At 68.8% G+C, this 19,444-nt stretch carries 19 protein-coding genes; 10 read left to right on the top strand and 9 right to left on the bottom strand.

The features are described 5' to 3' along the window. Position 1: 1 nt before the first annotated feature. The 4 genes from EFY87_RS14530 (at position 2) to EFY87_RS14515 (ending at position 4,202) form a co-directional block, all read left to right on the top strand. Entirely contained in the window at positions 2 to 1,216 is a 1,215-nt protein-coding gene (locus EFY87_RS14530) for a sensor histidine kinase (RefSeq protein ID WP_158607655.1), read from the top strand. Then, positions 1,213 to 1,869, top strand: coding sequence for a response regulator (locus EFY87_RS14525; protein WP_245988656.1), 657 nt, complete (start codon positions 1,213 to 1,215; stop codon positions 1,867 to 1,869). The genes EFY87_RS14530 and EFY87_RS14525 overlap by 4 nt, the downstream gene beginning before the upstream one ends. Positions 1,870 to 1,975: 106 nt before the next feature. Continuing rightward, positions 1,976 to 2,740, top strand: coding sequence for an ABC transporter ATP-binding protein (locus EFY87_RS14520; protein WP_123272279.1), 765 nt, complete (start codon positions 1,976 to 1,978; stop codon positions 2,738 to 2,740). A gap of 67 nt (positions 2,741 to 2,807) precedes the next feature. Continuing rightward, positions 2,808 to 4,202, top strand: a complete 1,395-nt coding sequence (locus EFY87_RS14515; protein ID WP_123272205.1) for an ABC transporter permease — start codon at positions 2,808 to 2,810, stop codon at positions 4,200 to 4,202. A gap of 5 nt (positions 4,203 to 4,207) precedes the next feature. Here the strand turns inward: EFY87_RS14515 and EFY87_RS14510 are convergent, their stop codons facing one another. The 6 genes from EFY87_RS14510 to EFY87_RS14485 all read right to left on the bottom strand — a co-directional run bounded on the left by EFY87_RS14510 (position 4,208) and on the right by EFY87_RS14485 (position 10,318). Then, positions 4,208 to 4,954: a class I SAM-dependent methyltransferase gene (locus EFY87_RS14510; RefSeq protein ID WP_123272204.1), complete on the bottom strand. Its 747-nt coding sequence runs from the start codon at positions 4,952 to 4,954 to the stop codon at positions 4,208 to 4,210. A 12-nt stretch (positions 4,955 to 4,966) separates the two neighbouring features. Beyond that, the gene (gene era, locus EFY87_RS14505; RefSeq protein ID WP_123272203.1) at positions 4,967 to 5,902 is read right to left on the bottom strand and encodes a GTPase Era; all 936 of its coding nucleotides are present in this window, start codon (positions 5,900 to 5,902) and stop codon (positions 4,967 to 4,969) included. Next, positions 5,899 to 7,266 (bottom strand): hemolysin family protein, encoded by a 1,368-nt coding sequence (locus EFY87_RS14500; protein ID WP_123272202.1) that lies wholly within the window; start codon positions 7,264 to 7,266, stop codon positions 5,899 to 5,901. The genes era and EFY87_RS14500 overlap by 4 nt, the downstream gene beginning before the upstream one ends. 4 nt (positions 7,267 to 7,270) lie before the next feature. Then, positions 7,271 to 7,768: an rRNA maturation RNase YbeY gene (ybeY, locus tag EFY87_RS14495; protein WP_123272201.1), complete on the bottom strand. Its 498-nt coding sequence runs from the start codon at positions 7,766 to 7,768 to the stop codon at positions 7,271 to 7,273. A gap of 13 nt (positions 7,769 to 7,781) precedes the next feature. After that, positions 7,782 to 8,837, bottom strand: a complete 1,056-nt coding sequence (locus tag EFY87_RS14490; protein ID WP_123272200.1) for a PhoH family protein — start codon at positions 8,835 to 8,837, stop codon at positions 7,782 to 7,784. Between the two features lie 71 nt (positions 8,838 to 8,908). Next, positions 8,909 to 10,318 (bottom strand): MFS transporter, encoded by a 1,410-nt coding sequence (locus tag EFY87_RS14485; RefSeq protein ID WP_123272199.1) that lies wholly within the window; start codon positions 10,316 to 10,318, stop codon positions 8,909 to 8,911. Between the two features lie 65 nt (positions 10,319 to 10,383). Between EFY87_RS14485 and EFY87_RS14480 the strand changes: the two genes are divergently transcribed. Next, positions 10,384 to 11,163, top strand: a complete 780-nt coding sequence (locus EFY87_RS14480) for an ArsR/SmtB family transcription factor (protein WP_123272278.1) — start codon at positions 10,384 to 10,386, stop codon at positions 11,161 to 11,163. Here the strand turns inward: EFY87_RS14480 and EFY87_RS14475 are convergent. Genes EFY87_RS14475 through hrcA form a run of 3 tightly spaced genes read right to left on the bottom strand, consistent with a single transcriptional unit; the run spans position 11,140 to position 14,078 of the window. Next, positions 11,140 to 11,880: a 16S rRNA (uracil(1498)-N(3))-methyltransferase gene (locus tag EFY87_RS14475; RefSeq protein WP_123272198.1), complete on the bottom strand. Its 741-nt coding sequence runs from the start codon at positions 11,878 to 11,880 to the stop codon at positions 11,140 to 11,142. The genes EFY87_RS14480 and EFY87_RS14475 overlap by 24 nt on opposite strands. Positions 11,881 to 11,890: 10 nt before the next feature. Beyond that, positions 11,891 to 13,015, bottom strand: a complete 1,125-nt coding sequence (gene dnaJ / locus EFY87_RS14470) for a molecular chaperone DnaJ (RefSeq protein ID WP_123272197.1) — start codon at positions 13,013 to 13,015, stop codon at positions 11,891 to 11,893. A gap of 25 nt (positions 13,016 to 13,040) precedes the next feature. After that, positions 13,041 to 14,078 carry a heat-inducible transcriptional repressor HrcA gene (gene hrcA, locus EFY87_RS14465; RefSeq protein WP_342769127.1) on the bottom strand — a complete coding sequence of 346 codons (1,038 nt, stop codon included), beginning with the start codon at positions 14,076 to 14,078 and terminating at the stop codon, positions 13,041 to 13,043. Between the two features lie 147 nt (positions 14,079 to 14,225). Between hrcA and EFY87_RS14460 the strand changes: the two genes are divergently transcribed. From EFY87_RS14460 to nadC, 5 genes are all read left to right on the top strand, one after another. Then, on the top strand, positions 14,226 to 15,104 hold the full coding sequence (locus EFY87_RS14460; RefSeq protein WP_220093649.1) for a DUF3097 domain-containing protein: 879 nt from the start codon (positions 14,226 to 14,228) through the stop codon (positions 15,102 to 15,104). Beyond that, the gene (locus tag EFY87_RS14455) at positions 15,101 to 15,991 is read left to right on the top strand and encodes an NUDIX hydrolase (RefSeq protein ID WP_123272196.1); all 891 of its coding nucleotides are present in this window, start codon (positions 15,101 to 15,103) and stop codon (positions 15,989 to 15,991) included. Before EFY87_RS14460 ends, EFY87_RS14455 begins: the two co-directional genes overlap by 4 nt. 116 nt (positions 15,992 to 16,107) lie before the next feature. After that, positions 16,108 to 17,094: a quinolinate synthase NadA gene (gene nadA / locus EFY87_RS14450; RefSeq protein ID WP_123272195.1), complete on the top strand. Its 987-nt coding sequence runs from the start codon at positions 16,108 to 16,110 to the stop codon at positions 17,092 to 17,094. Further along, positions 17,094 to 18,542 carry an L-aspartate oxidase gene (locus EFY87_RS14445; RefSeq protein ID WP_123272194.1) on the top strand — a complete coding sequence of 483 codons (1,449 nt, stop codon included), beginning with the start codon at positions 17,094 to 17,096 and terminating at the stop codon, positions 18,540 to 18,542. Before nadA ends, EFY87_RS14445 begins: the two co-directional genes overlap by 1 nt. Further along, positions 18,539 to 19,426, top strand: a complete 888-nt coding sequence (gene nadC / locus EFY87_RS14440; protein ID WP_123272193.1) for a carboxylating nicotinate-nucleotide diphosphorylase — start codon at positions 18,539 to 18,541, stop codon at positions 19,424 to 19,426. The genes EFY87_RS14445 and nadC overlap by 4 nt, the downstream gene beginning before the upstream one ends. Positions 19,427 to 19,444: the final 18 nt, after the last annotated feature.

Below are 19,444 nucleotides of genomic sequence, written 5' to 3'. Positions count from 1 at the left end.
GATGCCACAGATCTGGGAGCACGGCGGCCGGCCGACTCGCCGGCAGCTGGTCTTCGACCTCGGCTGCGCGGCGGCATTCGCGCTGCTGTTCGGCGGGCTCTACAGTCTCATCGGGGTCGGGCACGTCATCGTCGTTCTGCTGCTGGGCGCGGCCCTGGCCGTACGACGCCTCAGCCTGCCGGCGACGGTTGCTCTCGGGCTCGCTGCCGCCATACTCCAGTTCGCGCACCCCGAGTGGTTCCTCACCCCTGCGTTCGCCGACCTGGCGTATGCCGCGCTCTTCTTCGTCCTCGGCGCTCATCCGCGCCGGGCGGTGCGCATCTTCGGGCTGGTCGCGGCCGGGGCCGGGCTCACGGTGCTGCTGGTCTGGGTCACGCTGGCTGTGCGGATCGACGGCACCGCCAGTGGCCGGATCGCCGACGCCGTCGCGATCACCGCGATGGCAGCTCTCGTCTGCGGCGGCGGCTGGATCGGTGGCTACCTGCGGCTGCAGCGGCGACGGTCCATCCAGGCATCGGTCGACGCGCAACTCGACCGGATCGAGCGCCAGCGCCTCGCCGAAAGCTACGAACACGAACTACAACGCAGCCGTGTCGCCGCCGACATGCACGACATCGTCGCCCACTCCTGGGCGGTCGTGGCAGCACAAGCCGACGGCGCCCGATATGCCCTCCGGGCCGACCCGGACGCGACAGCGCAGGCACTCGACGTCATCGCCGAGACGGCGCGCTCGACGATCGCGGATCTGCGCACCATCCTTGCCGAGCTGCGCGACTCCGACGCCGACCGGGCGACACCCGGACACGCGCAACAAGACCGCCTGATGGACCGAATGCGGTTGACCGGGATGGATCTTCGCTGCGAGAGCTACGGCACGCCTGATTCCTCGGGGCTGCTCGCGCTGACGGCATACCGGCTGCTGAGCGAGGCGCTCACCAACGCCCTCAAGCACGGCGACCTGAGCCGTCCGGTCCTGGTCACCCAGGACTGGACGGATGGCTACCGGCTGCAGGTTGCCAACACGATCGGCGAACGCGGCGAGGGCACCGGACACGGCGTCATCGGCATGATGGAACGCGCCACGATCGCGGGCGGGCACCTCGACGCTGCGGCATGCGGCGCCAACTGGGTGGTCGAAGCACGCGTCCCCGGACCGGCAAGGGCCGGTCAGGCATGTGAAACTGTCGAAATGGCAAAGGAATCCACGCGCTCGTGACCGAGAAACCCACCCGAGTCGCCATGATCGACGACCAGGCGCTCTTCCGCAGCGGTCTCGCACTGGTCATCGGCAGCCAGCCCGACCTGCTTGTGGTCGGTCAGGCGGCCGACGGCTCGGACGCCGTCGACCTGGTCACGCGCACCTCCCCCGACGTGGTGCTGATGGACGTCCGGATGCCGCACGTCGACGGGGTGACCGCGACGCGCACCATCGGTGAGCACTTCGGTGAGCGGGCGCCGAAAGTGCTGGTGCTGACCACTTTTGACCTCGATGCGGCAGTCGCGGACGCGATCGAGGCGGGTGCCAGCGGCTTCCTGCTCAAGGACGCCGAGCCCGAGTTTCTGCTCGGCGCCATCCGGGCCATCGCATCCGGCAGCCAGGTCGTCGCGGCGACCGCGACCAAGTCGCTCTTCGAACGCTTCCGCGCCGAACAGTCGCGAACCCCGGGCAAGGAGTACGACCGGCTGACCGAACGCGAGCGGGAAATCATGCTGCGCGCCGCCAAGGGTATGTCGAACGCCGAAATTGCTTCTGCCGAATACCTTTCCGAAGCAACGGTGAAGACTCACATGTCGCGCGTGCTCGCGAAACTGCAGCTGCGGGACCGCGTGCAGCTGGTGGTCTACTGCTACGAGCACGGCCTGCTCTGAGCCGCCGGAGGTTGTATGGCGCCCGCTGCGCCATACAACCTCGGACGTAGGCGGATTGATCCACTCGCCGGATGTGCAGCGCCGCCCGGCCCGCGAGGCTGGTCGCATGTTCACCACACCCAACGACGAAGCCGCCGTGGTCGCGTTCCGCGAAGTCGGCAAGAGCTACGGCACTGAAGCGACCGTTGTGCACGCGCTGCGGGACGTCAGCGTCGACATCCGGCGCGGCGAATTCACCGCGATCATGGGACCGTCCGGCTCCGGCAAGTCGACCTTCATGAATGTCGCGGCCGGGCTGGACGACGTCACAACGGGCGGCGTCTTCCTCGCCGGACAGCCACTGCACGCGATGGACGACACCGCGCGCACCATCCTTCGCCGCCAGCACGTCGGATTCGTCTTCCAGTCGTTCAATCTGGTGCCGACGCTGACAGTCGCCGAAAACGTCTTGCTTCCGTTCGAACTGGCCGGTCGATCGGTCACACCGCAGCAGCGGACCTGGATCGACCACCTGGTGCACGTGCTCGGGCTGGCCGCCCGGGTCGACCACAAACCGGCCGAGCTGTCCGGTGGTCAGCAGCAGCGCGTGGCGATCGCGCGCGCTCTCGCGTCCCGGCCGGCGATCATCTTCGCGGACGAACCGACCGGCAACCTGGACACCCGGTCATCGAGCGAGGTGCTACAGCTGATGCGTTCTGCCGCGACGGAATACGGGCAGACGATCGCCATGGTCAGTCACGATCCGATCGCCGCCTCATTCGCCGACCGAGTGCTCGTGCTGGCCGACGGCCGCGTCGTCGCCGACCACGGCAGGATGTCACCGCAGCAGATCTCGCAGCTGCTCCTCACTGCCGAGGGGGTGCCGGCATGATCAGCGAGCGCAGCGAGTGCCCAATAGGCACAGGGCTCATGCACACACCGACGAAGGAGGGGTGCGCATGAGACGCAACCTCGTCCTCGGGTCGCCGCGCGAGCTCACCACCATCGCGGTGGTCGCAGGCCTGTCCGGGGCATATGCCGGAGCCCTGCTCAGCTGCAGCACCCTCCTGTCGACCCTGGGCAAGCACAGCGGCGGCTCCGCCAGCGCATTCCTCGACATCGTCGCCACCGTCTTCATCGGGATGGCGCTGTATGTCGCCGCGGTCGTGATCTCCTCCGGCGTCGCCACCGTGGTCGCCGGGCGACTCCAGCAGATCGCAACCCTGCGCCTGCTCGGCGCCAAGAGCACCGACCTGCGCCGCTCCATCGCGGCCAGCAGTGCTCGGATCTGCCTGCTGGGCAGTGTCATCGGAGTCGTCGTGGCAACCATCGCGGTCGACGCGGTGCGCCTGATCCTGGTGCACCAGAGCCACCTGCCCGACGTCCGCTACCCGTGGTTCTCCTGGGGATCGCCGATCGCCGCGCTCGCCATCACCGCTGTTGCGGCGGTTGCCGGCTGGGCCGGTTCGCGCCGGGTGCTGGAGGTCTCACCCGCCGACGCGCTCGCCGGGTCCAGCGGGGCGCGCGGCGTCGGCAGTCCCCTTGGTCGGGTGCGCGTCGTCTTCTCGATGACACTGGTCGTCGTCGGTGCGGCACTGTTCGCGCTGGCCATGGTGATGGGCGAAAACGGTGGCCCCGGAGGCTTTTTCGTCGCCTTTCTCGCGGCCTGCGTAACCTCGACCGGGCTGCTGTCGGGCGCCCGTTTCGTGCTGCCGGCCGTCGTCAACCTGCTCGGTCGGCTCACCGGCAGCGACGGCCCGAGCCGGATCGCGCGACGTAACGCCGTTGCTGACCCAGCCCGCACGACGCGTTCCACCCTCGGTCTGTTCGTCGGTGTCGCGCTCGTGGTCACCGTCGCGTCCGGCGACTCCGCCCTGCAGACCGCGGTCGCCTCATGGCGGTTCACGTCGGCAGCGCAACGACACGAGGCGCACCAGGTGCTCACGGTCGCGACAACGATCACCGTCACCGTCGGCGTCGTCTCGTCACTGATCGCCGCCGTCGGGTTCGTCAGCACCATGTCCCTGACGGTGATCCAGCGACGCCGCGAGCTCGGGCTGCTCCGGGCACTGGGTTTCACCGGCGCACAGGTCCGCTCGATGATCACCAAGGAGTCGGTGGCGATGTCCGCTGCGGCGACGGCAGCCGGGATCGTGGTGGGCATCTGCTACGGATCGGCCGGTGCGCAGGCGCTGGTGGGGGCCGAAACCCGCGGCTTCGTCTGGGGTCTGCCCTGGCTGGTGCTGGTCGCCATCGTGCTGGCGGCGCTGGCCGTCATACTCCTCGCGTCGCAGCCGCCGGCCCGGCGAGCGATCGCCACGCCACCTGTTGTCGCGCTGCGCGTCGAAGGCTGATGCGTTCAGCGACGTATGTCGGTCAGCCGGCGGATCGCGAAGTAGCGATCGTCGAGCTCCTCGATGCCGAACTGACCGATCGGGATCTCCGCGAGCACATCCTCCTCATCCATGCCGACAGGCGCAACTGTCGTGACCACCTCACGCACCTGTTCGCCATCACGCAGCACGCGGTAGGTGTTGGTGATCTCCACCCGGCCGCCGCGCACCGGCTTCGACTCGAACCAGCGCTGATACTCGTGCCGACCCATCCGGGCAGACGTCACCAGCTTCTGTTCGACAGGCTCGGAAGGTACTCCCCCGTACGATCGACTCATCAGGATGGGCGCCCCCGGCACCAACGCCCGCGCCATCCGTGCCCAGAACTCCTCGCGATCACGACCGCCGAGGAAGTAGATCACGTTCAGAAGTAGCGCCCCACCACATCGTTCGGGCAGCCAGGTGTCCACGATCGACTCCGGCAGCACTGTCGTGCGCGCCCGAACGTCGTCACGCTCGGCGACGCGCAGCATCAGCAACGAGCGCATCGGCGGGTCGGGCTCGACCGAGATGATCTCGGCGTCGGGAAAGCGCTCTGCCAGAGTGATCGTCGTCAACCCGCTGCCGGACCCGATGTCCAGGAGCGGGTGAGACGCGTCGAATCGGGCCGTATCCCAGGGGATTCCATGGATGTAGTCGTTGTCCGGGTCAACCGGCAAGCGCAGCGTGTCCCCGAACTCGGCCCACGCAAGATTTTCCCGATCACGCGTCATGTTCGACCCCTCCTAGAACCCCAGCTTGGACAGCTGGTTGGGATCACGCTGCCAGTCCTTGGCGATCTTCACGTGCAGGTCGAGGAAGACCCGCTGGCCGAGCAGCTCCTCGATCGCCTGCCGGGCACGAGTGCCCACGTCACGCAACCGTGAACCGCCACGGCCGATGATGATCGCCTTCTGACTGGAGCGCTCGACGAAGATGTTGACCCGCACGTCCATCAGCGGCCGGTCTGCGGGCCGGCCCTCGCGGGGCAGCATCTCCTCGACAACCACCGCGATGCTGTGCGGCAGCTCGTCGCGCACGCCCTCGAGCGCGGCTTCCCGCACCAGCTCGGCGACCATCACGTCGTCCGGCTCGTCGGTGAGCACACCGTCCGGGTAGAGCTTGGGCGACTCGGGCAGGTACTTCATCAGCACATCGAGGACCGTGTCGACCTGGGTGCCGCTGGTGGCCGAGCACGGCACAATCTCCTGCCACTCGCCGAGCCGCTCGATCGCGATCAAGTGCTGGGCGAGCCGCTCCCGGTCGACGGTGTCCGACTTGGTCGCGAGCGCGACCACCGGCCGCTTACGGCCACGCCGCAGCTCCGCGAGCTCGGCCGCGATGAACTGGTCGCCAGGTCCGATCCGCTGATCACAAGGCAGGCAGAAACCGATGACGTCGACGTCGAGCAGCGTCTCTCGCACCACATCGTTGAGCCGTTGCCCGAGCAACGTGCGTGGCTTGTGCAGGCCAGGTGTGTCCACCAGGATGAGCTGCGCCTCGTCGGTCGTGGCGATGCCGCGAATCGTGTGACGGGTCGTTTGCGGTTTGCTCGACGTGATCGCAACCTTTTGCCCCACAAGGGCATTCGTCAGTGTCGACTTGCCCGCATTGGGTCGTCCGACGAGACAGGCGAACCCAGCGCGGTAAGGCTTGCTGGACGATTCTTCGTGGTCGCTCATTGCACTACATCCTTTGCCGGCTTGCGCCCATCCTGCTGTATGCCGGGGGCCTGCTTCTCATCCGCCCCCACGCCGGTGCCGCCGGGGTCTGCCGTGTCCTCCTCCGCGGGTGCGCTCGGCACCGGCTCCACGAGCACGGTCGCGATCTGGTGCCGCCGGCCGGCCAGTCTTTCCGCGGTCAGCCGCAGCCCGGCGATGTCGGCGGTCGCGCCCGGGATCGGCACCCGGCCGACCAGTTTGGCGAGCAGGCCGCCGACGGTGTCGACGTCGTCCTCGTCGATGGTGACGTCGAAGTATTCGGCGAGATCGTCGACCGCCATACGGGCCGGCACCCGGACGGCGCCCGCCGGCAACTCTTCGGGTCCGGGTGTCACCCGGTCGAATTCGTCGTCGATCTCGCCGACAACCTCTTCGATGATGTCTTCGAGCGTGACCAGGCCGGCGGTGCCGCCATACTCGTCGATGACGATCGCGAAATGCCTTCGTGCCAGCTGCATCTCGCGCAGGAGGTCGTCCGCCGGCTTGCTGTCGGGGACGAACGTGACGTCGCGCATCACCTCGGTGACCTGCTGATCGAGCAATTCGTCGCGGCGGAAGACACGCGCGGCCACGTCCTTGAAGTAGAGCACTCCGTCGACGGCGTCGGCGCTGCCGTCGACCACGGGTACGCGGGAGAACCCGGACCGCATGAACAGGCGCATGGCCTGCCCGAGGGTCTTGCTCACGTCAATCGTGATCATGTCGGGCCGGGGCACCATCAGTTCGCGCACGACCGTCTCGTCCAGCTCGAAAACGGACTGGATCATCTTGCGCTCGTCGTCTTCGATCAGCTCCGAATCCGTTGCCAGATCGACGTATTCGCGCAACTCCTCCTCGGTGTCGAACGGCCCGTCGCGATAACCGCGCCCGGGAGTGACCGCATTGCCGACGGCGACCAGGCCGCGTGCGATCGGCCCGAGGAGGCGGTGCAGCCACAGCACGACCGGTGCCGCGCCGAGCGCGACCGCTATGGCGTGCTGCCGACCGAGCGTGCGTGGTGAGACACCGACCAGCACGAACGAAACGATCGCCATGACCACGATCGCGACCAGCAACGCGACCCAGAAGTCGTGAGCCGCTTCCCGCACGGCAAGGGTGACCAGCACCGCAGCAGTTGCCTCGGCCGCGACGCGCAGGAAGGCGAGCACCATGGCGACCGACGAGCTGTCGGCCACGAGACGCTGCAACGGCAGTGCCCCGCGGCGGCCTGACTCGACCAGGTCGTCGGCGGTATGACGTCCGACCCGGCTGAGCGCGGAATCGATCGCCGCGAACGCAAAGCCGAGCACTACCGAGAGCAGCGCAGCGACGAGCAGAGCGATCATCGGGTCACTCGCCCGTGGGCGGAATGATGCGCACGTCCTCACCCTGCCGCTGGCGACCGGCCAGGAAAGTCAACAACAAGGTGCGCTGCAAGGAGAACATCTCGCGGCGCTCGCCGGGTTCGGCGTGATCGAAACCGAGCAGGTGCAGCAGGCCATGCACGGTGAGCAGCAGGAGCTCCTCGGCGGTGGTGTGACCCGCCTGCTCGGCCTGCGCGGCGGCGACCGTCGGACACAGCACGATGTCGCCGAGGACACCCTCGACGGGATCGTCGCCCTCCTTGCCGGGACGCAGCTCGTCCATCGGGAAGCTCATGACATCGGTGGGGCCGGGCAGGTCCATCCACTGCTTGTGCAGCAACTCCATGGCCGACTCGTCGATGATGCCGATGTAGAGCTCGACTTCCGGGTGCACGTTGAGCTCGCTCAGGACGTGCGCCGCGCAGTCGCGCAGCTCGGGCAGGTCGACCTCGTAGTCCGTCTCGTTGAGCAGATCGATGCTCATCTTGGTTGCTCGCTCATCGTGCGTTCCCGCCGCCCCGGACGCTGGCCGGGCGGGCGGTCTTGCCGCGCGCGTCGAACTCGTCATACGCCTCGACGATCTCGCTCACCAGCCGGTGCCGCACTACGTCCTGCGCGGTCAGCCGGGAGAAGTGGATGTCGTCGATGTCGGCCAGGATGTCCTGGACGACACGCAGGCCGGACTGGGTGCCGCCGGGCAGATCGACCTGGGTGACATCGCCGGTCACGACCATCTTGGAGCCGAACCCGAGCCGGGTCAGAAACATCTTCATCTGCTCGGCCGAGGTGTTCTGCGCCTCGTCGAGGATGATGAACGAGGAGTTCAGGGTCCGGCCACGCATGAAGGCCAGCGGCGCGACCTCGATGGTGCCGGCCGCCATCAAGCGCGGGATGGAGTCGGGGTCGACCATGTCATGGAGCGCGTCGTAGAGCGGTCGCAGGTAGGGGTCGATCTTGTCGTTGAGGGTGCCGGGCAGGAAGCCGAGGCGCTCCCCCGCTTCGACGGCCGGCCGGGTCAGGATGATCCGGTTGACCTGCTTCGCCTGCAACGCGGCCACCGCCTTGGCCATGGCGAGGTAGGTCTTGCCGGTGCCCGCCGGGCCGATGCCGAAGACCACCGTGTGGTCGTCGATGGCGTCGACGTATTCCTTCTGCCCCACGGTCTTGGGCCGGATGGTGCGGCCACGGTTGCTGACGATGTTCATCGTCAGCACGTCGGCCGGGCGTTCGCGGGTGCGCGCACGCAGCATGCCGATCGAGCGCTCGACAGCGTCGCGGTTGAGCGGCTGGCCGGCGTCGAGCACGACCAGCAACTCGTCGATGAGTTCCTCGACCAGCGCCATGTCGGCCGGCGGGCCGGCCAGGTGGAAGACGTTGCCTCGCACGTGCATCGTCAGCCGCGGAAACGCGCGCTCCATCGTGCGCAGCAACTCATCGCGCGGACCCAGCAGGCTCACCATCGCGATGTCCGGCGGGATCTCGACGGTGTGCTCGGCCCGGAAGTCGCCCGGGACGCTCACGCCGGGCTGGGGATCATGGTCGTCGCTCGTCATCGTGGTCTCAGTCTACGGGCGCCGTCCGACAGGCTCGAATCGAAACTGCACGCCGCGCGACGCGTGCTCGGTTACCCGTCGCGCGGCGAACGTCCCGCAAAGATCCCGGAGACCAGCCAGATCCCGGCGCCAAGCAGGAAGCATCCCGCCATACGCCCCGTCGCGGATGGCGCGCTCGCGGTGCCGGTGACCGCACCGAACAGGGCCACTCCCACCGACGTGCCCGTCTGGCGCGCCGCGTTGTTGAGACCACCGATCAGACCGCCGTACGACGGCGCAGCCGCGACAGCCGACGCGACGAGCGGAGTGACCAGCGCTCCGAGCGCGCAGCCGCTGAGCACCATGCCGGGCACGACTGCGACGGCTGAGTGAGGGGCCCGCAGCACCGCAGCGACCAGCGCCAGCTGGCCTACGACGCCAGCTGCGAAACCGCGACGGATCAGCACGGGCGGACGCATCCGCGACAGAATGCTGCTGCCCACGAGTGGCACCAGGGTCAACGGCGCGAACACGGGCAGGGTCGCCAGGCCGGCTGCGAGCGCGCCGCGGTGCTGCACCACTTGGAAGAGGAAGGCCAGCACGAGCAGTGTTCCGTTGCCCACCAGGTTCATCCCGAGCGAGCCGCCGCACGAGCGCAGCAATGCTGCGTTGCGCCACAATTCGCGTGGCACCATCGGCTCCGGAACACGGCGCTGCTCGGCGACGAACACTATCCCGCATACCGCCGCGCCGGCGAGGAGTGCCAGTGCCAGCGCACCGGCACCGTGCTCGCCGAGTTCGATGACCCCGGCGATCAGGCACCCCAGACACAATGTCGACGCCGCTGCACCGAACCAGTCGATCGCGCGAGCGCATCTGGTGCCGGCAGGTAGCAGCCAGGCAGCTGCGAGCGCCGCCGCGACCACCGGCAGATTGACCACGAAGATCCAGCGCCAGCCACCGGCCTCGACCAACGCGCCGCCGACGAGCGGGCCGATGGCCACGGCGGACCCAGAGATGCCCGACCACACGCCGATCGCGCGAGCACGCCGGCCCGGCTCGTCCCAGATGACTGCGATCAGCGCGAGGCTGGCGGGCAACATCCCTGCGGCGCCGGCCCCCTGCGCGATGCGGCCAGCCATGAGCACCGGAAGGTCCGGGGCAGCGGCACAACAGATCGAACCCAGCCCGAACCCCAACAGGCCCGCCGCGAACGTCCGCCGGGCACCCCACCGGTCGGCCATCGCCCCGGCGGTCAGCAAGAAGGCGGCCAGTGGCACCGTGTAGCTGTCAATCACCGCCTGCGCGCCGGAAGTGCCACCGCCGAGGTTGCGGGCGATGCTGGGCAACGCGACGTTAACAATGGATACGTCGAGAAGCACCAGGAACATCGCGGCGCACAGGATGATCAGGGCACTTCGCCGATTCGTCTCGAAGAGCGGCGTCGTGACAGTTGCCCCACGCAGTCCACGTCTCTTGCTGATCCTTTGCTCGCTCGCCATACCGGCAAGGCTGGTGTGGTGAAACTTCGGTGGCCGCCGAAGTGTTCGCCGACGACAATGGACGTATGACGAAAGCCCCCGGCCTCCGAGAGGTCAGCGACGTCGCCACGCTCTTCGCGGACCGGGCGCGCGCTTCGATGATCGGAGCGCTCGTCGACGGACGGCGGCTGCCGGCGTCCAGGCTCGCGAGCGAGGCAGGGGTGAGCGCGGCGACCGCGAGCGGACACTTGCGCAAATTGCTCGAAGCAGGCGTGGTCCAGGTCGAGGTCAGCGGCCGGCACCGCTTCTACTATCTGGCCGACAGACAGGTCGCGGCCGCGTTCGAGGCGATGCAGGCACTCACCCCGTTACCGCCGGTGACATCACTGCGCGCCGGCACCCGGTTGCAGCGGTTACGGACCGCACGCACGTGCTACGACCACTTCGCGGGACGCCTCGGAGTCGCCATTACGGCGGCGCTGATCGATGCCGAGGTGCTGGTGTCGCTCGACGCAGTGCCGGACGCGCGACGGCGTCCCGGTGACCCGTTGTCCGCGCAGCTCGGCCGCGGTCACTTTGGCCTGGGGCCGCGCGCCGCTGTCGAATTGCCTTCCTGGGGAGTCGAATTGGCGTATGTCGAGAGCCTCTCCCGGCCGACACTGCGCTTCTGCCTGGATTGGACCGAGCAGCAGCACCACCTGTCCGGCGCCCTCGGCGCGGCGATCCTGCAGGCAGCTCGCGAACGCGACTGGGTGCGGCCCGGTCCGCGCCCGCGGGAGCTGGCGATCACCGAGGCCGGCACGGCGGCGTTCGCGCGTCTCGCGCCGTCGCTCCCCGGGTGGTCAGCGCCAGCGAGTGCGGGATAGCAGGATCGCGAGCGCGGTCGGGCCGGCATTCGAGGCGCGCAGGACAGTCGGGCCGAGCCGTAGTGGCCGGGCACCGACGTCCTGGAAGGCCGACAGTTCACCGGGCGAGATGCCACCCTCGGGGCCGACGACGATCACGACTTCGCCTGCCGGCACGTCGAATTCGCCGATGGGTTGCTCTGCGTCCTCGTGCAGCACGATCACTGCGTCGGCGTCGGCCAGCCGGGACAGCACCGACTTGCTGGTGACCACTGGCTCGATCGGCGGCACCGCGGGCCGACGGGACTGTTTGCTGGCTGCCCGCGCCAGTGCCTCCCACTTGCGCTGCGCCTTGACCGCCCGGTCACCGCGCCACTGCACGATGCTGCGGTCGGCCCGCCATGGGATCACGGCATCGACGCCGAGTTCGGTCGCCGCCTCGACCGCCTGCTCGTCCCTGCCGCCCTTCGCGAGCGCCTGCAGGAGCACGAACCTGGTTGCGGCTGCTGCAGATTCGTGGATCTTCTCAACCATGACCGAGAGCAACTCCGGCTCTGCCACCACGATCGCGCCTTCGACCACCTGCCCGGAACCGTCCGCGACGCGCACGACTTCTCCGGTCGTGAACCGGCTGACCACCACGGCGTGACGCGCCTCCTCGCCGGTCACCGACACGGTGTCTCCGATGGCCAGACCGTCAAGAGCGGACTCGGCGGCGAAGAACAAGCGAGACGTCACGGCCGGCCGGCTACTTGGCCTGGAACGCGTCGCGCAGCTTGCCGAAGAGACCTTTTTCGACGCGCCCGAAGCGCGGCTCGGGACGCTCCTCGCCGCGCTCCTTGGCCAGTTGCCGCAGCAAGTCCTCCTGCTGCGGGTCGAGCCGGGTGGGAACGCGCACGTTGGCGTGCACCATCAGGTCGCCGCGGCTCTGTGTGCGCAAGTGCGTGACACCGAGGCCGCGCAGCGTGATCACGTCGCCGGGCTGCGTGCCCTGCGGGATCTCGACATCACGCGGACCGTCGAAGGTCTCCAACGGCAGCGAGGTGCCGAGTGCCGCTGCCGTCATGGGCAACTCGACCGAGCAGTGCAGGTCATCGCCCCGCCGCTGGAACGTCGCGTGCTTGCGGACTCGGACCTCGACGTAGAGGTCGCCCGACGGTCCACCGCCCGGGCCGACCTCACCTTCGCCGGTCAGCTGGATGCGGGTTCCGCTATCCACCCCGGCCGGCACCTTGACGGTGATCGTGCGCCGGTCGCGAATGCGGCCTTCTCCGGAACAGTTGAAGCACGGGTCGTCGATGACCTCGCCATACCCCCGGCACGCGTGACACGGTCGGGTCGTCATGACCTGGCCGAGGAAGGAGCGCTGCATCTCCTGCACCTGCCCGCTGCCGTGGCAGATCTCGCAGGTGTGCTTGCCGGTGCCCGGCCGCGCGCCGTCGCCGTGGCAGACCGAGCAGGTGACCGCCGTGTCGAAGGTGATCTCCTCGGCGCCACCGAAAACCGCTGTGGACAGGTCGATTTCGACACCAATCAGGGCATCCTGGCCGCGCTGCATGCGCGACCGAGGGCCGGCGGCCGCCGCGCCGCCGCCGAAGAAGGCGTCCATGATGTCCGAGAAGGAGAAGCCCTGGCCGTAGCCGGCGCCACCGCCCGCCATGGCATACGGGTCGTTGCCCATGTCGTAGGCGCGGCGCTTCTCCGCGTCACCCACCACGTCATACGCCTGCGCGACCCGCTTGAACTGCTCCGACGCCTCCTCGGACGGATTCACGTCGGGGTGCAGTTTGCGCGCGAGCTTGCGATAGGCGCGCTTGATCTCTTCCGGGCTCGCATCCTGCGCGACACCCAGTTCGCCGTAGTAGTCGTTCACGAAGCTCCTTTGAGCCGTAGCGCTTTCAGTTGTCGATGAGGTCGGCGACGTAGCGTGCCACCGCACGCACCGCAGCCATGGTCGAGGGGTAGTCCATGCGGGTCGGGCCGAGCACGCCGAGGCTCGCCATACTGTCCGAGTCGTATGACGTCGTCACGATCGACGTCGCGGCGAGGCCGCGGATGGTGTTCTCGGCGCCGATCCGCACGGCCACTCCGTCGTTGGCGGCCTCACCCACCTCGTGGCTGAGCAGCCGCAGCAGCACCATGTGCTCCTCCAGTGCGTCGAGCAACGGTCCGAGAGACAAGGCGAAGTCACCGCCGGAGCGCACCAGATTGGCCGTGCCACCGAGCAGCACCCGATCTTCTCGCTCCTCGGCGAGCACGGCAGCAACCGACTCGACCACTCGCGAACGCGCACTGTTCTGACCGGTCTCCAGTTGCGCCGACCAGGTCAGCAGCGCCGCGGATGCCGGTGCCCGGCGCAGCCCGACGGTGTGTTCGTTCAGGCCGCCTCGCAGGTCATTGATGAGTTCGTCCACCTGCGTGTCGTCGAGGGTGGTGCCCAGGTCGATCACCCGCTGCTCGACGCGGCCGGTCGACAGGATGACGACGAGGGTGAGCCGGTCGGCGGTGCGCGGCACGAGTTCGACGTGGCGGACGGTTGCGGTGCTAAGCGATGGATACTGCACGACGGCCGCCTGGCCGGTCAGCGACGAGAGCAGGCGCACCGTGCGGGACAGCACGTCGTCAAGGTCGACCGAGCGCACCAGGAACTGCTCGATCGCGTTGCGTTCGGCCTTGGACAAGGGCTTGATCTGGCTGAGCCTGTCGACGAACAGGCGGTATCCGGCGTCGGTCGGAATTCGTCCTGCGGACGTGTGCGGCGCGGCGATGAGGCCCTCGTCCTCCAGCGCGGCCATGTCGTTGCGTACGGTGGCGGCGCTCACCCCCAGCTGGTGCCGCTCGAGCAGCGCCTTGGACCCCACCGGCTCGGACGTCGCGACATAGTCCTGGACGATGGCGCGCAGCACCTGCAGCTTGCGCTCGTCGCTGATCGCCATCGTCACCTCCACCTAGCTCCACCAGACCTGGCACTCACCCGTTCCGAGTGCCAAGTCTACGTCGCCCGGGCAACTGCGCCGAATTGCCCGCGCCACGCGACCTGCAGCGCGCCGATGAGCACGCAGATGTTGGTTACTCTTCCCGACGTGACGGACAGATATGGCGCAGACGTGCTCGCCGGTGACTGGCGTAAGCCGCCGCGGGGCCGCTCACAGCAGGTCCCGGCTGCCACCGGCCTGGTCGTCGAAGAGGTCGAGACCGGCTGGTGCGGCGCGGTGGTCTCGGTCGAGAAGTCGGGCGGCATGCGGGTCGTGCATCTCGAGGACCGGCGTGGCCGGATCCGGGCGTTCCCGATGGGTCCGGGATTCCTGATCGACGGTGCGCCCGTCGAGTTGATCGCTCCGGTGCCCGCTGCCGAAGCCGCCGCGCTGCAGGCCGCGCGCGAAGCCGCGTCCCGCACGGCGAGCGGGTCGAGGGCCGTCGCCGACACTTCCGCCCGCATCGCGCGTGGTTCCCGGATCTTCGTCGAGGGCAAGCATGACGCCGAACTGGTCGAGAAGGTGTGGGGCGCCGACCTGCGCATCGAAGGTGTCGTCGTGGAGCCGCTGCACGGCGTCGACGACCTGCGGGACGTCATCCGGGATTTCGCGCCGTCGCCGTCGCACCGGCTGGGCGTGCTGGTCGACCACCTCGTGCCCGGCACCAAGGAAGCCCGCATCGTGCAGGACGCCCTGGCGATCCCGGAAGCGCACCGGGACGTGCTCGTCGTGGGCCACCCGTATGTCGATGTGTGGCAGTCGATCCGCCCGGAGCGGCTGGGCTGGGAGAAATGGCCCGTCATACCTCGTGGCATGTCGTGGAAGCACGGCATCCTCGCCGCGCTCGGCTGGCCGCACGAGACGCAGGCCGACGTGGCGACCGGCTGGCAGCGAATGCTCGGAACCGTTCGCAGCTATACCGACCTGCAGCCCGAATTGCTCGGCCGCGTCGAGGAACTCATCGACTTCGTGACGGCCGTGCCATGAGGCTTCAGGCCGAACTCGTGGCTGTCGTGCTCACCGTGAACGCGGGCCGGCCATGGGTGCTCGCGGGCGGTGAGCCGCCTGCGCTGCCAGCCGGTCCGCTGGCGGCCGGGGAATCGCTGCAGGCCGGGGTGCGCGAATTTGCCCGCGAGAGAAGCGGGTTCGATCTCGGGTATGTCGAACAGCTCTACACCTTCGCCGACCTCGGCCGCTCCGCCGACGACTGTCGCACCGTGTCGATCTCCTATCTCGGGCTGACCCGGGCGCCGATCGACGGCAGCGCCCGGCCGGCCGACTGGTCAGCGCTCTATGACCTGCTCCCCTGGGAGGACCGCCGCCACCTGACCGCCAGCGGCACCGACCGGCTCAGCGAGGAGATCGAGCTCGCGCTGCGGCGGTGGTCGGGTGACCTCGACGAGCGACGCGATCGTTGTGCCTTCCTCTTCGGGTATGACGACCGACCCTGGCGCGCCGAATTCGCCCTCCAACGCTACGAATTGCTGTGGGAAGCGGGATTGGTCGCCGAATCCCCTACTGCCGGAAGGATTTCCGCACTCACCGCCGGCCCGATGGCACACGACCACCGCCGCATCCTGGCCACCGGCCTGTCGCGTATCCGGGCCAAATTGCAATACCGCCCAGTGGTTTTCGAGCTCATGCCCGAGTCCTTCACCCTGCTGGCCCTGCAAGAGACCGTCGAAGCGATCGCCGGGCAGCACATCCACAAGCAGAACTTCCGCCGGTCCGTGGAAGTGCAGCACGAACTCGTCGAGCCGACCGGCGAGCTGTCCCACGACACAGGTGGCCGCCCCGCCCGGCTCTACCGCTTCCGCGGCTCGGTGCGCGAAGAGCGCGCCCAGGTCGGCACCAAGCTGCCGTTGCCTCGCTGAACAGCGTTGCGGTATGCCCAGCGCGCGGTGTGGCGCGCGACCGGCATACCGCAGGGTGCCTGTTATGCTCACTTTCAGCATTTACTCACGATGAGCATTTCAGGCTAGGAGTTGCCATGAGTGTCAGCGAACTGTCGGCATACGACCACGCCGCGGCATACGACGCCGTGCGACACGTCATCCCCGAGATCGAGTGGGCGATGTATGCCGAGGACATCGAGGCGATCCAGCGGCTCAAGCGCGAGCAGGACGCGGTGATCCTGGCGCACAACTACATGACGCCGGAGGTCTTCCACGGTGTTGCCGACATTCGCGGCGACTCGCTCGCTCTCGCGCGGGAAGCGCAGCATGTCGACGCCGGCACCATCGTGCTCGCCGGCGTGCACTTCATGGCGGAGACCGCCAAGCTGCTCAACCCGGCCAAGCGGGTGCTGCTGCCCGACCTGCGCTCCGGCTGTTCCCTCGCGGAAAGCATTACGCCACAGGACATTGCGGCGCTACGCGCGCAACACCCGGGCGCGCCCGTGGTCACCTACGTCAACACCTCGGCCACGGTGAAGGCCGCCAGCGACATCTGCTGCACATCCGGCAACGCGGTGCAGATCATCCGGTCGCTAGGGGTCGACAAGGTGATCATGATCCCCGATCAGTACCTCGCGCGGAACATCGCGGCGCTCACCGGTGTCGAGGTCGTCACGCACCCGGGCGCCTGCGAAGTGCACGAACGTTTCACGCCACTGGACATCGTGCAGATCCGCGAGGGACATCCCGGCGTGACCGTGCTGGCGCACCCGGAGTGCCCGCCGGACGTCGTCGCCGAAGCGGACTTCGCCGGGTCGACCGCCGACATGCAGCGGTATGTCGAGACCGAGCACCCGGTCAGCGTTGCCCTGATCACCGAGTGCTCGATGAGCGACAACCTCGCCGCGCAGCACCCCGATCTAGAGTTCGTGCGACCGTGCAACCTGTGCCCGCACATGAAGCGAAACACGTTGGGCGCCATACGGACTGCACTGGAGACCGGTGGCCCGGAGATCGACGTCGACTCAGCGGTGGCCGAGCCGGCCCGACACGCCATAGAGCGAATGCTGGCGGTGCGCTGATGACCACCCACGAACCGATCGTCGTCATCGGGTCCGGGCTCGCCGGACTGACCGCGGCACGGCACGTCACCGGCGACAGCCAGCCCTGCCGGGTGCTCACGTCGGGTGCGATCACCGGGGGCGCCGCGAGCATGCTGGCGCAGGGCGGCATTGCCGCGGCTCTGGATCCCGATGACTCGACGGCCTTGCACGCACAGGACACCTGGCGGGCCGGCGCGGCCGCCGGCGACCGCGAGGTGATCCGCCGCATCACGGACGTCGCCCCCGAAGTCGTGCACAGCCTCGCCGGCATCGGCGTCCGCTTCGACCAGCGACCGGACGGCGAGCTCGACCTGGCGCTGGAGGGCGGGCACAGCCGGCCACGCGTCGTGCACGCCGGCGACCGCAGCGGCGCCACGATCACCTCCACGTCGGCCAACGCTGCGTCCGCCTGGCCGGACACCGAAGTCCTCGAAAATCATCACGTCACAGAGCTGCTCACCGATGAGCAGGGTGCCATCAGCGGCGTGCGTGTGCGCACCCCGGAGGGCTCGCGGGTCATCGAGACCCGCCGGGTGATCCTGGCGACCGGAGGGCTGGGCGGGCTCTGGCCGCACACCACCAACCCGCGCACGGCGCTGGGACAGGGAGTGGCACTCGCGGCGCGGGCCGGTGCGCGCACCGACGATCTGCACCTGGTGCAGTTCCACCCGACCGGTCTCGACGTGCCGCGCGACCCGATGCCGCTCCTGACCGAGGCCCTGCGGGGTGCCGGTGCGGTGCTGCTGGCCGGAGGCGTGCGATTCGTCGACGAACTGCAGCCACGCGACGTGGTCGCCGCGGCAGTCTGGGAGCAGTTGATGCTCGACCGGACTGTGTACCTCGACGCGCGTGGAATCCCCGACGTACGAACCCGATTCCCAGAGGTCACTCGGCTTGCTGGTGATTGCGGACTGGACCTGGCCGGCGATCTGCTGCCCGTGCGACCGGCTCTGCACTACTCGATGGGCGGGGTCACCGTCGACGCGAGGAGTCGCACCTCGGTGCCCGGGCTCTGGGCCGCCGGCGAAGTCTCGCGCACCGGTCTGCACGGCGCCAACCGCCTCGCGTCCAACTCGCTGCTCGAAGCGTTCGTGACGGGTCGCGTCGCGGCATCCGACGCGAGCGACTGGGACGGCACCTGGGCACCGACGGTGGCACCGGCCGAACCGGCAACCGTCGTTCCCCGCGGTGTCACCAGTGCGTCCGCCCCCATGTCGCTGCCCGCAGTCCGCGCCACGCTCGGCGCCGCGTGCGGGGTGCTGCGCGACGGGCCGACTTTGCAGGCGGCCGTGGACGCGTTCGAACCGCACCTGGGTGACGACGTAGCGTATGTCGCCTGGCTGATCGCCCGGTCCGCACTCGCCCACCCGCACAGTGTCGGCGCGCACCGGCGCACCGACGACGTGACTGAAGGAGCGCACGTATGACGACCCGGTTCTCGCCATCGCTCGATCGCGTCGTGCAGACCGCTCTCGCCGAGGATCTCGGCCTCGGCGGGGATCTCACGTCCCGGCTGACCGTGCCGGAGGACGCCACCGGGTCGGCATACATCGTCAGCCGGGAGCCGGGGGTGCTGTCCGGGGTCCGGGCTGCGACCGCGACCTTCGCCGCCGTCGACCCGTCGCTGCAGATCGAGTGGGCGAAAGCATCCGCTGAGAAGCTGACGCCCGGTGACCTCGTCGCCACCGTCAGGGGTGCGGCGCGCTCGATCCTCACTGCCGAGCGCACCGCGCTCAACCTGCTCGGGCACCTGACCGGCATCGCCTCTCGCACCAGCAATTTCGTCGGCCTGGTGGACGGCACCAGAGCACGCATCGTTGACACCCGGAAGACCACGCCGGGCCTGCGCGAGCTGGAGAAGGAAGCCGTGCTGGACGGCGGGGGCACCAACCACCGCTTCGGGCTGTATGACGCAATCCTGGTGAAGGACAACCACATCGGACTGGGCGGTGGGCTCGTGCCGGTGCTGGAGCGGCTCGCCGCGGACTCCGGGCACCTGGTGCGCGTCGAGGTCGAGGTCGACACGACCGCGCAACTCGACACGTTGCTGGCGTTCGACGCCGCCCGGATCGCCGACGGGCTGCCGCCCGTCGTGCACGCGGTGCTGCTGGACAACATGCAGGCGTGGGAGGTCGGCACCTGCGTCGCGCGCATCCGGCGGCACCCGGCGCCGCTGATCTCCGAGGTGTCCGGCGGTGTCACCGAGGAAACCGTGCAGGACCTCGCCCGCGCGGGAGTCGATGCGATCTCGATCGGCGCACTGACGCACAGCGTCCGTTGTCACGACTTCGGGCTGGACCTGCAGGTCTAACCGAGGCATCCGGAACGC

Source organism: Flexivirga caeni, assembly GCF_003724155.1.
Classification (GTDB): Bacteria; Actinomycetota; Actinomycetes; order Actinomycetales; family Dermatophilaceae; genus Flexivirga; species Flexivirga caeni.
Note: the sequence above shows the minus strand (reverse complement) of the source record. Positions and strands in the feature narration are given on the sequence as shown.